Raw genomic sequence first — 15,110 nt, forward strand, 5'->3', positions numbered from 1 at the left:
AGTGTCGTACGGGTGTTCTAATCTGGTGGCGTGTTGGAGGACTTGGCCCGGACCCGCGCGGCGCTCACCGAGAGTGCCGGCGCGGCTGTTTGGGCGTTGCCCGACGACGAGCTGACGGCCTGCCTCGAGGAAGCCTGGGCGGGCGTCCAGCAGCTGACCGCCGTGACCGCCCACCTCATCCGCCAGGCCGAGGCGCGGAGCATCCCCAAGTCGGAGGCCGCCTCAAGCACCGTCGTGTGGCTGCGCCAGCGCTTCCGCATCGCCCCCTGGACCGGCAAACGCCTGCAGATGCTCGGCGCCGCCCTTGACGCCTCCCCGTCACTCGACGCCGCCGTGTCCGCCGGCAGCGTCTCGGTCGATCAGGCGCTGGCCATCGCCGAAGCCATCGAGGACCTCCCCGACGACACCGGCCGTGACATGGTCGCCGAGGCGGAATCTGCGCTGATCTCGTTCGCGTCCGACTTCGACCCGATTGTCCTCAGCCGGCTCGGCGCTCGCATCCTCGCCCACATCGACCCCGACGCCGCCGACCGCCACGACGAGGTCGCCCTGAAGCGTCAGCAGGAGCGAGCCCACCGGCGCCGCGGATTCACGCTCAGCCCGCTCGGCAACGGCCAGGTCAGGCTGTCCGGGCGGCTCAGCACTGCCGCCGCCGCGACCGTGAAGGCCGCCCTCGACCCGCTGTGCCACCCGTCCCGCGACGCCGGCAGCGACCAGCCCCGCACCCCGGAGCAGCGCCGCGCCGACGCCCTGGTCGACATCTGCGCCCTGGCCCTGCGCACCGGCGATCTGCCGACCACCGGCGGCGAACCGCCCCAGGTCGTCGTCACCATCCCGATCGAGACCCTCCGCAACACCCCGCCGTCCGACCCGGAAACGCCTACCGTCGTTCCGCCTGCGACCCCTGGTGCGAAACCTGGCGGTCCGGCCGCCGGCCGCGGTCCGCGCTCGGGCAGCCCGGCGACTACGTGCAAGCCGGCCGCCAACCGCGATCCCGCGGCTCCCCCGCAGGCCGGCCGTTCCGCCCTGCTCGACGACGGAACCCCGGTAAGCGCCAGCGACGCGCGGCTGATGGCCTGCGACGCCCTGGTCATCCCCGCCGTTCTCGGCACCGACGGCCAGGTACTCGACGTCGGCCGGGCCCGGCGACTGTTCACCGGCCCGATCCGGCGGGCACTCATCCTCCGCGACGGCGGCTGTTCCTTCCCGGGCTGCGACCGGCCCCCGGCCTGGTCGGAGGGACACCACATCGTTCCGTGGGCCGACGGTGGCGTGACGGCGCTCTCCAACGCGTGCCTGCTCTGCCGGCATCACCACCGGCTCATTCACGACGACTGGCAGGTGCGGCTGCACGAGGACGGGCGCCCCGAGTTCCTGCCACCCGCAAGCCTCGATCCGCAACGACGACCCCGCCGCAAGGCCTACCACCAACGCTTATAGGCGACTCCGGTGATCCGGTTGTTACCGTGCGCGGGGTGACCCTCCCCGCTGAGCTGCACCCCGCCGAGCTTTACCCCGCGATCGAGCCGTACGCGACGCACGCCGTTGACGTCGGCGACGGCCACACGCTCTACGTCGAGGAGGTGGGCAACCCCGCGGGCATCCCCGTGCTCTTCCTGCACGGCGGGCCGGGCGGCGGACTGATGCCATTCATGCGACGGTTCTTCGACCCCGCCCGGTACCGGGTCGTCCTGTTCGATCAGCGCGGCGCCGGTCGCAGCACCCCGCTGGGCTCGCTGCACCACAACACCACCTGGCACCTGGTCGCCGACATCGAGCGGATCCGGCGCCGGCTGGGCGTCCCCGCCTGGCTGGTCTTCGGCGGCTCGTGGGGTTCGACGCTCGCGCTCGCCTACGCCCAGACCCACCCGGCGGCCGTGACCGGCCTGATCCTGCGCGGCATCTACCTGGTGCGGGCGGCCGAGCGCGACTGGGGTTACCGGCGTGGGCTCGACCGGCTGCAACCCGAGGAGTGGCAGCGCTTCATCGCGCCCATCCCGGCCGGCGAGCGCGACGACATCCTGGGCGCCTACCACCGCCGCCTGCTGGGCCCCGACCCGGACGTGGCCCGCGAGTACGCCGTCCCGTGGATGCGCTGGGAGGCCGTCATTTCCACGCTGGCCCCCGACCCGGCCCTGATCAACACCCTGACCGCCGACGAGACCGTCCTGCCGGCCGCCCAGATCCTCGCCCACTACGTCATGAACGGCGGTTTCTTCACCTCGGAAACCCAGCTCCTGGACGGCGTGGACCGGATGCGCCACCTGCCCGGCGTCATCATCCAGGGCCGGTACGACCAGTGCTGTCCACCGATCACGGCCTACGACCTGGCTACCCGCTGGCCCGAGGCCGATTTTCAGATGGTCCCGGCCGCCGGCCACTCCTCACTCGAACCCGCCATCACCGACCACCTGATCCGGGCCACCGACCGTTTCGCCGACCTGCTCGGCTGAGAACTCGGCGCGGGGATCAGGACGCGGGGATCAGGGCGCGGGGATCAGCTGGGGCCGAGGTGGGACCGTTCGCCCTCGTGGTCGAGGATGCACAGGATCTCGGCCGGCCCGCCGTTGGAACCGAACGCGTGCGGCACCATGGTCGAGAACTCGGCGGCCTCACCGGCCCGGACCACGATGGTGCGCTCGGCCAGACGCAGCACCACCGTTCCCGACAGCACCACGAACCAGTCGCGGCCCGGGTGCACCCGCAGGTCGGTGGGGACCGGGCGATCGACGCGCAGCTTCGCCACGGTCATCCCGATCGGGGCGCCCTCGCGCGACAGCAACCAGGTGGTGATGCCGCGGTTGTCGTCGTGGTGGGGCCGGATCACCACGTCCTCATCCCGGCCCGACTCGACCAACTGGTCCAGCGTCGAGCCCAGCGCCCGCGCGATCGGGGCCAGCTGGTCGAGGGCGATCCGCCGGTGGCCGGTCTCGATCCGGCTCAGAGTGGACGGGCTCACATAACTGCGGGCCGCAAGTTCGTCAAGCGACCAGCCGCGCGCGACCCGCAACCCACGGATCCGCTGGCGAACGAGCGCATCAAGCTCACCGTCTTGCGTCATACGCAAGATTGTATGTCGTACGCGCAAGATGGCAGTAGCGTCGGGGCATGGCAAACGACCACGCAGATCATCACCACTCGCACGGCAGCCATTCACACGGCAGTCACTCGCATGGCAGCCACGGGGACAGTCACCACGAGGACAGCCACCACGGGGACGGCGACCTCGCCGAGATGCTCGATCTCGATGCGGAAGTCCTGCACGACTACTACCGCGAGGTCATCGGCTGGGCCGGATCCCTGGTTCCGGAGAACCCGCGCATCGTCGATCTGGGCGCCGGAACCGGCACCGGCACGCTCGCGCTCGCCCGGCACCTGCCGACCGCCGATCTGACCGCCGTCGACATGGACGAGGAGATGCTCGAGCGGCTACGCCACCGCGCCGCTCAGGCCGGCCTGGCCGACCGCATCCGCACGGTGCAGGCCGACCTGGACGGCGACTGGCCCGGCCTGGGACCGGCCGACCTGGTGTGGGCGTCGGCGTCGATGCACCATCTGGCGGACCCGGCCCGCACCCTCGCCCAGGTGTACGCCACGCTGCGACCCGGCGGCACCTTCATGATCACCGAGCTGGACGCGTTTCCCCGGTTTCTCAAAGACGCAGCCGACGCAGCCGACGCGGCCGTCGAGGAGCGCTGCCACGCCGAGCTCGCCCGCTTCCGGCAGGAGGCCGGGATGCACATGGGTGAGGACTGGGGCGCCCGCCTCAAGGCGGCGGGATTCGAGCTGGAAGGCGAACGCCGCTTCGACATCGAGCTGCCGGCCCCGCTCCCGCCGAATGCCGTTCGATACGCCCAGGTGACCCTGCAGCGCACCCGCAGCCGCCTGGCCGACCACCTCACCGGCGACGACCTGGCCGCACTCGATCGCATCGTGGCCACTGCGCCCGATCGCGCCGACCTGACCATCCGCGCCACCCGCGACGTCTGGATCGGCCGCCGCCCCTGAGCCCAGCGACGCAAACCCCGGCGCCCTTGACACGGATGGTGGCGGGGGCGAGGATTCGTTTTGGAAAGTGGCTTTCGTAGAGCGAAAGCACAGCGACGGTTGGGGATGGCATGCGGCTGGTGACATTCGACGCGGGGCGGGTCGGGCGGATCGAGGACGACCTCGTCGTCGAGCTCGACTGCGGGTCTACGCGGGAGTTCTTCGAGCGGGGCGGCGCCGTGCCGGAGACCGGGGAGCGGCTCGCGCTCGACGGCGTGCGGCTGCGGGCGCCCATCGTGCCGAAGAAGTTCTTCCACACAGCCGGCAACTTCGCTGTTCACCACGAGGAGTTGCAGAAGGTCAACTGGTCGCACCCCGTACACAAGGGGATCGTGTTCTTTCAGAATGTGGACGCGATCATCGGGCCGGAGGACGACATCGTCTACCCGGAGGGGCTGACCAAGGAGCTCGACTACGAGCTCGAGCTCGCGGTGATCATCGGGAAGTCGGGGCGGTGGTTCGGGCCGGAGGAGGCCGTCGACTACATCGCCGGGTTCACGGTGTTCAACGACATCACCGCCCGGGACATCCAGCGGCGCGAGATGCAGTCGGGGGTGTTCTCGTTCTCGAAGGGCATCGACACGTTCTGCCCGATCGGGCCGTGGATCGTGACCGCCGACGAGGTGCCCGACGCCCAGAAGCTTGCGATGGAGCTACGGGTCAACGGCCAGGTGCGGCAGACCGGCAACACCGACAACATGGTGCTGTCGATTCCGCATCTCGTCGCGCATCACTCGCCGCAGGGCTACTCGGCCGGCGACATCATCACCACCGGGACGATCTCGGGGGTGGCCGCGGTGCAGCCGAACCCGTTCGACTTCTACCTCAAGCCCGGCGACACCGTCGAGGCCGAGATCGCCGGCATCGGGCTGCTGCGTAACCACGTGGTGCCGTGGAGCGCCGCGCACGACACCCCGCCCTACGTCAGCTCGCTCTACTCGGACTGACGGCGATGCGTTTCGGGACTCTCGACGGGCGGCTCGTCCTGGTGAAGGACGGGCTGGCCCTCGACGTCGAGGACGGCAGCGACGTCAATGCCGCGTTGGGACGCTTCGACGAGCTCGTCGCCTGGGCGGCGACGGCCGACTTCACCGCCGGCAAGGCCGTCACCGACGCCGAGTTGGGCCCGCCGGTGCCGCATCCCCGGCAGGTGTTCGCGGTGGCGCTCAACTACCGGCCGCACGCGGCGGAGGCCGGCTTCCAGGCACCCGAGGAACCGCTGATCTTCACGAAGTTCCCGTCCTGCATCGCCGGGCCGGTCACCGAGGTGACGCTGCCGCCGGGCAAGCCGGACTGGGAGATCGAGGTGGTCGCGGTGATCGGCCGGGGCGGGTACGCGATTCCCCGCAGCGAGGCCTGGGCTGCGGTCGCCGGGCTGACCGTGGGACAGGACCTCTCCGAGCGGGCCTCGCAGCTGCGCGGGACGCCGGCCCAGTTCTCGCTGGGCAAGTCGTTCCCGGGGTTCGGGCCGATCGGGCCGGTCGCGGTGACACCGGACGAGTTCGCCGACCGGGACGACATCGGGTTCGAGTGCCGACTCGGGGACGAGGTCGTCCAGCACGGGCGTACCAGTCAGATGATCTTCCCGGTGGACGACCTGGTCGCGCGGATCTCAGCGGTCTGCCCGCTGCTGCCGGGCGATCTGATCTTTACCGGTACGCCGGCCGGCGTCGGCAACCGCCGTAATCCACCCCGTTACCTGCAACCGGGCGAGACGCTGGTCAGCCGGGTGGACGGCATCGGCGAGATCCGCCAAACCTTCCGCTAGGCGGGCTCGCTGCTAGGCCGGCTCACCGGGCAGCGTGAACAAGGGCTTCCACGGGTCGTCGGCGTCGATCGGGTACTCGGTCGACGGCACCGAGTCCGTCGTAGTCCAGCGGGCCTCGTACGGCAGGCCACCGAAGAGCACCCGGTCGCCGCGGCCGTACAGTTTCGTCGAGTTCCAGGTGGCGGTCACGCCGGTGACCGTCACGCTCGGCGAGGGCGCCGCGTCGGTCGCCGTGACCGGGCCGATCACCGCCCACGGCGTCGGCGTGGAGGTGTCGCCGGTGGCCGACGGGTCGACCCCCGAGTTGGCCCACTTGGCCTGGTAGACCACGGCGTGCCAGACGACCTTGTAGCCGGTCACGTAGAGGGCGGTGAGCCGCCACACCGGGTACGGGCTCTTGGCCGGGTCGTCGGTCGACGGCGACGAGTCGGGGATCGCCACCGCCGCCTGGCTCGCGGTGCCCACCGGCAGCCCGGCGAACACCTTGGAGAAGGCGAGGGCGTCCTGTGACACCCCACTACACGTGTTGGCGTGCACCACGACGTTGGTGAACGTGCTCTTGCATGCGGAGTCGCGGTTCAGCGACCACATCGACACCCGGCCGAGCCCCTTGTCGACCGCGAACGTGGCCAGCCCCTCGGCGTCGGCGACGGTGAAGCGCTCGGCGTCGATGTCGTTCTGCCCGATCATCGGGGTGGCGCCGATCCGGGACCACACCTGCGGCGAGGTCAGCTTGACGCCCAGGCGCAGGTAGAGGTCGGTCAGCTGCTTGTGGGTCGCCTCCAGGGCGCTGGTGGTGAGGTCGAGCATGTTAGGGGCAGCGTCGGCGGTGTTGAAGTCCATCGTCATCACGTTGACGCCGCGCAGCGAGACACCACCGGAGAGCGTGGTCGCCACCGCGTCGATCCCGTCGGCGGTCAGGCCGTCCGGGGTGACCGGCAGGGTCAGCCACACGTCCAGGGACTGCGCGGCCTGCAGCGTCTTCAGGGCGGCCGCGCGCCGTTCCAGCGACGCGGTGTCGGCCACCGCGGTGCCCTCGATGTCCAGGTCGAGGGTCTCCACGTCGTACCGCTTGATGAGCTGCCGGTAGGCGTCGGTGAGCCGGGTCTGGTCGGTGCAGGCCACCGCGAGCTCGGAGTTGTTGAGCCCGCCGACGCTGAGCATGATGTTGCCGCCCGCCGAGCGGAGCTGACTGATCCGCCGGTCGAGTTCCAGCGACTCGGCCGCCTCGTCGGGCGTGTAGTAGCCACCCCAGCTGGGCGTACAGCCGTCGGTCTGGTCGGCGACCACGAAGGCGAGCGCGACGTCGTTGGCCGGGTTCGCGTCCGGGTCCTGGAACTGGAACGTCGGGGTGACGGTGACGTCGACGTACGGCACGGCCCACGACTTCGCGGTGGCGCCGGCGGTGCTGCGCAGGTGCAGCACGGCGAGGGTGCCGCCGACCCCGAGCGCGGCCACCACCAGCACCAGGAACCCCAGCCGCAACCAGGACAACCGCATCTCCGGCGGTTCCGGCTCCACCCAGGAAACATCGGCGAGCGGATCGGCTACCAGCGTGCTGTCGCTCACGATCTCCAGTTCGGCCGATCTGCGGCCTAACTGAACGTCGGTGGCGCTAACCGCACACCGCGGCCCGCCGATGAGAGAAGCGGAAGATTGGGGCGCATATGCAGCGGCAGTGGGGCTCAGATCGCCGGTCCGAGCCGCATCCGCTGGTGGCGCCGCCGGTCTCCGAGGGCCGGATCGCCCGGGGCCGGCTCGCGATCGTGCTGACCATCGGGGTGTGGGCCTGCTACATCGTCTACACGGTGATCCAGCAGTTCGTCGCCGGGCACGCCAACTCGGCCCGGCTGGTGGTCGAGGCGATCGTGTACATGCTGGTGGTGACCGCCCTGGCCGGCTCGGCGACCGCCTACCTGATCACCCGGATCGGCTTCTTCTACCGCAGCCGGGCGCATCACCGGGCACCGCGGATCGCCCTGGACAACTTCCTGGCCGGACCGACCCCGACGGTGACCGTGCTGGTGCCGTCGTACCAGGAGGACGAGCGGGTCATCCGCACCACCCTGCTGTCGGCGGCCCTGCAGGAGTACCCCGGCCTGCGGGTGGTGCTGCTGGTCGACGACCCGCAGCAGCCGAAGACCCGGGCCAACCGCGACCTGCTGCTCGCCGCCCGCACGCTCCCGGGGCGGCTCGAGGCCGAGCTGGCTGTCCCGTTCGAGCACATCAAAAAAGCGCACGACCGCTTCGAAAAGGAAGATGCGCCGGCGAGCGCGATGCGCGACCTCGCCGCCGAATACCGGTACGCGGCCGGCTGGCTGGTCGGTCTCGGCGCCCGCCAGGAGATGGTCGACCACACCGACGTCTTCTTCGTCGAGCACATCCTCAACGCGATCGCCGCCGACCTGGCGACCGTCGGCGAGGCCCTGGAGCAGGGCGCCGAGGAAAACGCCGAGCTACCGGCCGCGCGGCTGGAGCAGCTCTACCGCCGGCTGCTGGCGATCTTCGACTGCGAGCTGACCGCCTTCGAGCGCAAGCGGTACGTCTCGCTGTCGCACGAGCCGAACAAGGCGATGAACCTCAACAGCTACATCGGCCTGATGGGCGGCGGCTACCAGGAGGTGGCCACCCCGCTGGGGGTCGCGCTGGTGCCGGCCGGGCCCGGGCGGGCCGAGCTGACCGTCCCCGACCCCGACTACGTGCTGACCCTGGACGCCGACAGCGTGATCCTGCCCGAGTACGCGCTGCGCCTGGTGCACCTGCTCGAGCAGGGCGCGCACGCCAACGACGCGGTGGCGCAGACCCCGTACAGCGCCTATCCCGGCTCGGCGACCCGGATCGAGCGCATCTCCGGCGCCACCACCGACATCCAGCACATCGTGCACCAGGGCATGACGCACTACGGGGCGACGTTCTGGGTCGGCGCCAACGCGGTGATCCGCAAGAAGGCCCTCGACGACATCAAGGAGATCTCCTACGAGGGCGATTGGGAGATCAAACGCTTCATTCAGGATCGTACGGTCATCGAGGACACCGAATCGACGATCGACCTCGGGGTACACGGCTGGACGCTGTTCAACTACCCGGAGCGGATGGCCTACAGCGCGACCCCGCCCGACTTCGGTTCGCTGTGCATCCAGCGGCAGCGCTGGGCGAACGGCGGCCTGCTCATCCTGTCCCGGCTGAAGGACCAGTTCCGGGCGCGGCGGGAACGCGGCAGCAAAGGCGGCGGCAAGAACCGTTTCGGCGAGTACTTCCTGCGGATCAACTACATGGCGTCGATCTTCTGGAGCTCGGTCTGCCTGCTGATCATGCTGGCGTACCCGTTCAACGCCGACCTGCTCAACCCGATGCTGCTGCTGGTGTCGGTGCCGTACTTCCTGATGATGAGCGCGGACCTGAAGTATCTCGGCTACAAGCGGGTGGACATCGCACGCATCTACGGCTTCAACCTGATCCTGCTGCCGGTCAACCTGTCCGGCAGCTTCGCCTCGCTGCTGCAACTGCTCACCGGCGAGAAGAGCGCATTCAAACGTACGCCGAAGGTGCGCGACCGGACGACGACCGCCTCCACCTACCTGCTGGCCCCGATCGCCCTGATCGCGTTGTGCGCCTACACCGTGGTGCAGGACGTGCAGTTGCACCGCTGGGCGAACCTGGTCTTCGCCGGCCTGAACGTGGTCCTGTCGGTGTACGCGATGGTGGCGTTCGTCGGGGTCGGCAACACCATCGTCGACTTCGCCACGCACATCCGGGACTGGCTCTACCGCCCGGTAAAGCCCAAGAAACGTACGGCGCAGCAGGCTCCCAGCAACGGCCCGGTGACCCTGCCGAACGGGGCGATCGGCGACTGGGCGTCGGTGCTGCACTACCGCTCCGACCGGGGTGGCGCGGCCGGGCTGGTAGCGGTGCGCGCGACCCACGCCGAGGACCGCGCGGCCCGCTCGGCCGCGAACTCGTTCGAGGAGTTCACCTTCTTCACCGTCTTCCAGCCGATCGCCGACCTGCAGTCCGGCGAGGTGGTCGGGTACGAGGCACTGACCCGGTTCGCCGACGGCAGCAGCCCGCAGGGTGGCCTGGCCGAGGCGGCCGCGCACGGCATGCAAATCGACCTGGACGCCGCGCTGGTCCGGGCCGCCCTGGCGTCGGCGACCGCGCTGCCGCCGGGCACCTGGCTGGCCGTGAACGTCTCCGGCGACCTGCTGCGCCGCAAGCGGGTGCTCGAGCCACTGCTGGCCGAGGCGAACCGCCCGCTGGTCCTGGACGTCAGCGACGCCCCCGGCGCCGACCTGGACGGGCTGCCGGACGGGGTGCGGGTGGCGATCGACGACGCCGGCGCGGGCTACGACACGCTCGCCCGCCTGGAGTCGGTGAAGCCCAGCTTCGTCAAGCTGGGCCGGGCCACCCTGGCCGGCGTCGAGACCGAGACCGCCCGCCAGGCCGCGATCCGTTCGCTCGTCGAGTTCGCCCGGGCCAACGACTGCACGGTGATCGCCGAGGGCATCGAGTCGGCCAGGCAGCGCGATGCCCTCGTCGAGTGCGGCGTACCCCTCGGGCAGGGTTTCTTCCTGGGCCGCCCGGCCCCGGCGGGCCAGGCGGCCGCAACGGCGCATTAAGCGATCAGCCCGGCAGTGGGATCTCCCGCAGCGGCGCCTTGCGCACCTTGTTCGACCCGGTCCGCGGCAGGTCGCCCACCACGTCGACGTACTTCGGGATCTTGTAGCGCCCCAGCCGGCCGGCCAGGAACGTGCGCAGCTCCTCCGCGGTCAGCGACTGCGACGGGACCAGCACGACGAACGCCCGCCCCACCTCGCCCCACTTCTCGTCCGGCACGCCGATCACCGCGGCCTCGGCCACCGCCGGATGCTCGAAGATCGCCGACTCCACCTCGGCCGGGTACACGTTCTCCCCGCCGGAGACGAACATGTCCTTGAGCCGGTCGACGATCCGGTAGTGACCGCCGTCGTCGACCACCGCGATGTCACCGGTGCGGAACCAGCCGTCCCCGGCGAACGACTGGTCGGTCGCCACCGGGTTCGCCCAGTAACCGGGCGTCACGTTCGGCCCGCGCACCTGTATCTCCCCCGGCTCACCCGGCTCGGTCGGGGTGAGATCGGGCCGCACGCACCGCACGTCGGCGAAGAACACCGGCACCCCCGCCGACCCGACATGATCGGCGCTCTCCGGCGCCTCGAGGAACGTCGCCCCCGGGGCGGTCTCGGTCATCCCGTAGCCCTGACAGAACGTGAGCCCGCGGGACAGATAGGTGCGGATAAGTTCCGGCGGGATCGAGGCGCCGCCGACGATCAGGTTGCGCACCGACGAAAGGTCGGCGGAGTCCCAGAGCGGCGACTGGGCCAGCCCGGCGTACATCGTGGTCACCCCGAACATCCAGGTCACCCGATGCCGGGCGATCATGTCGAAGCACTCGTCGGTCCCCCACGACGGCATGATCACCGAGCTGCCGCCCTTGAGGAACGTCGGCAGCAGACACTGATTCAACGCCGCCACATGGAACAGCGGCGCGCTGATCAGCGTCACCTCGTCCCCGGCGACATCCACCCCGACCAGCAGGTTGTAGCAGTTCCAGATGACGTTGCCGTGGGTGAGCACCGCCCCCTTGGGCCGGCCCGTCGTCCCCGACGTATAGAGAATGCAGGCGGGCGAGTCGAGACTCACGCTCGCTGCGGCCACTTGCGCCTCACCGAGGACAAGCCATTGCTCGTACGCCGTGAGCGATACCGAACGCAGCAACGACGCAACCTGCGTCGACTCCGAAACAGTTGCAGAACACTCCGGCCCGTAGATCAGAACTCGGGCGCCACTGTTCTGCAACTGATAGTCGATCTCGGGCGCGGTGAGCCGGAAGTTCAGTGGCACGAACACCCCGCCGACGACGTACGTGGCGAACATCGTCTCCACGAACGCCGGGTGATTGGGCCCGAGATAGGCGACCCGGTCCCCCGACGTCACCCCGGCGGCCCGCAGTTGCGAGGCGAGCCGGGAGATCCGCTCGTACAGCTCCGCGTACGAGAACGAACGATCGCCGAAGACCAGCGCGGTCCGCCCGGGCGAGATGGCTGCCCGCCGTTCCGGCCAGCTCCCTAATCCGGCGTTACGCCCTCCGATCTCAGACATCGGGCTCAGGCGTACTGCCGGTAGACCGCGCGCGCCACACACGCCGGCTTGTCCACGCCGTCGATCTCGACGGTGAAGTCGAACAGCGACTGCGTGCCACCGGGAACGTCGTCGACCGACACCACCTTGGCGCCGAGCCGGATCTTCGAGCCGACCTTCACCGGGTTGGGGAAGCGCACCTTGTCCAGCCCGTAGTTGATGCCCATCTTGATCCCCTCGATCTTGAGGATCTCGCCGAACAGCGGAATGAGCAGCGACAACGTCAGGTACCCGTGGGCGATCGGCCCACCGAACGGACCGGCCGCGGCCCGCTCGACGTCGACGTGGATCCACTGGTGGTCGCCGGTGGCGTCGGCGAACGTGTTGACCCGCTCCTGGGTGACCTCCAGCCACGAGCTGTGGCCGAGGTCCTTGCCGGCGAGCGCCTTGAGCTCGTCGAGGCCGTTAACAGTGATCATGCGGACTCCTTGGCAGACGACATAGCAGACGACGTAGAAGAAAAGAGGCCCAGCAACCGGGCCGCGTTCTCTTTGAGGATCTTGGGACGGACGGCCGGCTTGATCTCGAGCTTGTCGAAATCGGCCAGCCAGCGATCCGGGGTCAGCACCGGATAGTCCGACCCGAACAGCACCTTGTCCTGCAGCAGCGTGTTGGCGTACCGAACCAGCTGCGGCGGGAAGTACTTGGGCGACCACCCGGAGAGGTCGATGTAGACGTACGGCTTGTGGGTCGCGACCGCGAGGGCCTCGTCCTGCCAGGGAAACGACGGGTGGGCCAGGATGATCCGCAGTTCCGGGAAGTCCACCGCCACGCCGTCGACAAGCATCGGGTTGGAGTAGCGCAGCCGGATCCCGCCACCACCGGGCACCCCGGCCCCGATCCCGGTCTGCCCGGTGTGGAACAGCGCCGGCACCCCGAGTTCCTCGATCACCTCGTAGAGCGGGTAGGCCATCGGGTCGTCCGGCGAGAACCCCTGCAGCGAGGGGTGGAACTTGAAGCCCCGCACCCCGAACTCGGTGACCAGCCGGCGCGCCTCCCGCACTCCGGCACGCCCCTTGTGCGGGTCGATGCTGGCGAACGGGATCAGCACGTCCGGATGCGCGGCGCACGAGGAGGCGACCTCGTAGTTGGAGATCGCCGGGTGCCCGGTCAGGTGCTCGGCGTCGACCGTGAACACGACCGCCGCCATCGACCGCGACCGGTAGTACTCGGCCATCTCGTCGATCGTCGGCTGCCGGTGCCCCTGCGCCTTGAAGTACGCCTCCGAGGCCGCCATCAGCGCCGGGCTCAGCGAGCTCTGCCCGTCGGCGCCCACCTCGGCGTGCGTGTGCACGTCGATGGCGACGAGCGAGTCGAGGTCCATCGTCATGCCGTCGGCGGTTTCGGGGCGGGGATCCCGTACGTCTCAAGGTCTGCGCCCACGCCGGAAGCGAAGGACGCAGCGATTGCCGCCGCGGTCCAGCCGCCGTCGGCGAAGGCGACGGCCTTCTCCGACGGGTGCGCCCAGAGGGCGAGCCGGTCCCCGCCGATCCCGATGGCCTGCCCGGTGATGTCCTTGGCGGCCGCCGAGGCGAGGAAGACGATCAGGCCGGTGACGTCCTCGACGGTGCCCAGGCCCTCGTCGCGGCGCAGCCAGTCCGGGTACGGCTGGCCGGTGCGCTCGGCCTCGTCGATCACCGGCGCGAAGGCCGGGATGGTCCGGGTCATCGCGGTTGCCGCCACCGGGACCACGGCGTTGACCGTGATGCCGTTGCGGGCGAGCTCGAGCGCCCAGGTGCGGGCCATCGCCGCGATGCCGGCCTTGGCCGCCGCGTAGTTGGTCTGGCCGAAGTTGCCGCGCTGCCCGGCCGGCGACGAGATCAGGATGATCCGGCCGCCCTCGCCCTGCTCGCGCATCCGCACCGCGGCGGCCCGGGCGCAGGTAAAGGTGCCGCGCAGGTGCACCCGGACGACCTCGTCGAAGTCGTCGTCGCTCATCTTCCAGAGCACCCGGTCGCGCAGGATGCCGGCGTTGGTGACCAGCACGTCGAGCCGCCCGAACTGCTCGACCGCGGCCGCGACCAGGGCGTCCGCACTGGCGGTGTCGCCGATCGCGGCGGTCACCCCGAACGCCGCCGGGCCGATCTCCTTCACCGCGGCGGCTACCGCCGCCGCATCCACGTCGTTCACTACCACTTTGGCGCCGGCCTCGGCGAGGGCCTTGGCGTACGCGAGACCGAGCCCTCTGCCGCTACCGGTCACGACGGCTACTTTGCCGGTCAGTTCGATGTCGTCCACGTTTCTGAAGTTAGGCGCCCGCTTCACGGCCGTCAAGAATGTGCCTAACATTGGGGCATGCAACCGCAGACCCTGATGCTGATGCTCTTCGGCACGTACGCGCTCGACCGGGGCGCGAGCCTGAGCGCCGGCAGCATCATCGAGGTGCTCGGCCGGGCCGGCGTCTCGACCCACGCCACCCGCTCCACCCTGAGCCGGATGGTCGGCCGTGACCTGCTGCAACGCCGCCCGGTCGGCCGGAAGATGTATTTCGGGCTGACCGAGCGCTCGACCGCGATCCTGCACGACGGCCGGGCCCGCATCTGGCAGGACGGCGCGGTCAACGACCGCTGGGACGGCACCTGGACGCTGCTGAGCTTCTCGCTGCCCGAGTCGATGCAGCGCGAGCGGCACGACCTGCGCTCCCGGCTGGCCTGGTCGGGTTTCGGTCCGGTGCAGGGCGGCCTGTGGATCGCCCCCGGCGACGTGCCGGCCCAGCAGATCGTGGCCGAGCTGGGCCTGGCCGCGCACGCCCGGGTGTTCCGGGACGCGCGGGCCGACGCCACCACCGACCTGGGCGCCCTGATCGCCGACGCCTACGACCTGCCCGAGTTGGCCGCCCGCTACGAAGAGTTCCTGGCCCGGTGGGACCAGGCCGAGATGCCGGGTGACCCCCTCGCGGCCCGGCTCACGCTGATCGCCGAGTGGCTCGACGCGATCCGGCGCGACCCCCGGCTGCCGGTCGAGCACCTGCCCGCCGACTGGCCGGCCGGTCCCGCGCAGAAGGTGTTCCGCGATCGGGAGGCCGCATTCCGGGAACCGGCTCAGGCCGTCGCCGACGACCTGCTCGACACGCTATCGTCGTCGGGCTGATCGATACGCTGAAAGGGAGGCTGGAAAC

The 15,110-nt window shown here is 70.2% G+C and carries 13 protein-coding genes; 7 read left to right on the forward strand and 6 right to left on the reverse strand.

What is annotated here, in order from left to right; all coding sequences use genetic code 11:
- Window positions 1-30: 30 nt before the first annotated feature.
- A complete protein-coding gene (locus Ate02nite_RS15650; protein ID WP_203806005.1) occupies window positions 31-1,440 on the forward strand; it encodes an HNH endonuclease signature motif containing protein in 1,410 nt (469 codons plus the stop codon).
- A 35-nt stretch (window positions 1,441-1,475) separates the two neighbouring features.
- Window positions 1,476-2,453: a prolyl aminopeptidase gene (gene pip / locus Ate02nite_RS15655; RefSeq protein ID WP_239147435.1), complete on the forward strand. Its 978-nt coding sequence runs from the start codon at window positions 1,476-1,478 to the stop codon at window positions 2,451-2,453.
- A 44-nt stretch (window positions 2,454-2,497) separates the two neighbouring features.
- On the opposite strand, the gene Ate02nite_RS15660 is transcribed toward pip, so the two are convergent.
- Complete coding sequence (locus Ate02nite_RS15660; protein WP_203806007.1) at window positions 2,498-3,061, reverse strand: helix-turn-helix domain-containing protein; 564 nt, start codon at window positions 3,059-3,061, stop codon at window positions 2,498-2,500.
- Window positions 3,062-3,108: 47 nt separating this feature from the next.
- Between Ate02nite_RS15660 and Ate02nite_RS15665 the strand changes: the two genes are divergently transcribed.
- The 3 genes from Ate02nite_RS15665 (at window position 3,109) to Ate02nite_RS15675 (ending at window position 5,815) form a co-directional block, all read left to right on the forward strand.
- Window positions 3,109-4,008 (forward strand): class I SAM-dependent methyltransferase, encoded by a 900-nt coding sequence (locus Ate02nite_RS15665; RefSeq protein WP_203806009.1) that lies wholly within the window; start codon window positions 3,109-3,111, stop codon window positions 4,006-4,008.
- A gap of 110 nt (window positions 4,009-4,118) precedes the next feature.
- On the forward strand, window positions 4,119-4,994 hold the full coding sequence (locus tag Ate02nite_RS15670) for a fumarylacetoacetate hydrolase family protein (protein WP_203806010.1): 876 nt from the start codon (window positions 4,119-4,121) through the stop codon (window positions 4,992-4,994).
- A 5-nt stretch (window positions 4,995-4,999) separates the two neighbouring features.
- Window positions 5,000-5,815 (forward strand): fumarylacetoacetate hydrolase family protein, encoded by an 816-nt coding sequence (locus Ate02nite_RS15675; RefSeq protein WP_203806012.1) that lies wholly within the window; start codon window positions 5,000-5,002, stop codon window positions 5,813-5,815.
- 12 nt (window positions 5,816-5,827) lie between these two features.
- Here Ate02nite_RS15675 and Ate02nite_RS15680 read toward each other — a convergent pair whose 3' ends face one another.
- Window positions 5,828-7,384, reverse strand: coding sequence for a chitinase (locus Ate02nite_RS15680; protein WP_239147436.1), 1,557 nt, complete (start codon window positions 7,382-7,384; stop codon window positions 5,828-5,830).
- A 98-nt stretch (window positions 7,385-7,482) separates the two neighbouring features.
- On the opposite strand from Ate02nite_RS15680, the gene Ate02nite_RS15685 reads away from it, so the two are divergent.
- The gene (locus Ate02nite_RS15685; protein WP_203806014.1) at window positions 7,483-10,431 is read left to right on the forward strand and encodes an EAL domain-containing protein; all 2,949 of its coding nucleotides are present in this window, start codon (window positions 7,483-7,485) and stop codon (window positions 10,429-10,431) included.
- Window positions 10,432-10,435: 4 nt separating this feature from the next.
- Here the strand turns inward: Ate02nite_RS15685 and Ate02nite_RS15690 are convergent, their stop codons facing one another.
- From Ate02nite_RS15690 to Ate02nite_RS15705, 4 genes are read right to left on the reverse strand one after another with little or no spacing between them, the layout of a single operon-like run.
- On the reverse strand, window positions 10,436-11,953 hold the full coding sequence (locus Ate02nite_RS15690) for an acyl-CoA synthetase (protein ID WP_203806016.1): 1,518 nt from the start codon (window positions 11,951-11,953) through the stop codon (window positions 10,436-10,438).
- Between the two features lie 5 nt (window positions 11,954-11,958).
- Window positions 11,959-12,411: a MaoC family dehydratase gene (locus Ate02nite_RS15695; RefSeq protein WP_203806018.1), complete on the reverse strand. Its 453-nt coding sequence runs from the start codon at window positions 12,409-12,411 to the stop codon at window positions 11,959-11,961.
- A complete protein-coding gene (locus Ate02nite_RS15700) occupies window positions 12,408-13,322 on the reverse strand; it encodes an amidohydrolase family protein (RefSeq protein WP_438871207.1) in 915 nt (304 codons plus the stop codon). Before Ate02nite_RS15700 ends, Ate02nite_RS15695 begins: the two co-directional genes overlap by 4 nt.
- Complete coding sequence (locus tag Ate02nite_RS15705) at window positions 13,319-14,230, reverse strand: SDR family NAD(P)-dependent oxidoreductase (RefSeq protein WP_438871208.1); 912 nt, start codon at window positions 14,228-14,230, stop codon at window positions 13,319-13,321. Before Ate02nite_RS15705 ends, Ate02nite_RS15700 begins: the two co-directional genes overlap by 4 nt.
- Window positions 14,231-14,287: 57 nt before the next feature.
- On the opposite strand from Ate02nite_RS15705, the gene Ate02nite_RS15710 reads away from it, so the two are divergent.
- A complete protein-coding gene (locus Ate02nite_RS15710) occupies window positions 14,288-15,082 on the forward strand; it encodes a PaaX family transcriptional regulator (protein WP_203806020.1) in 795 nt (264 codons plus the stop codon).
- Window positions 15,083-15,110: the final 28 nt, after the last annotated feature.

The sequence above is a fragment of the Paractinoplanes tereljensis genome (assembly GCF_016862435.1).
Taxonomy (GTDB): domain Bacteria; phylum Actinomycetota; class Actinomycetes; order Mycobacteriales; family Micromonosporaceae; genus Actinoplanes; species Actinoplanes tereljensis.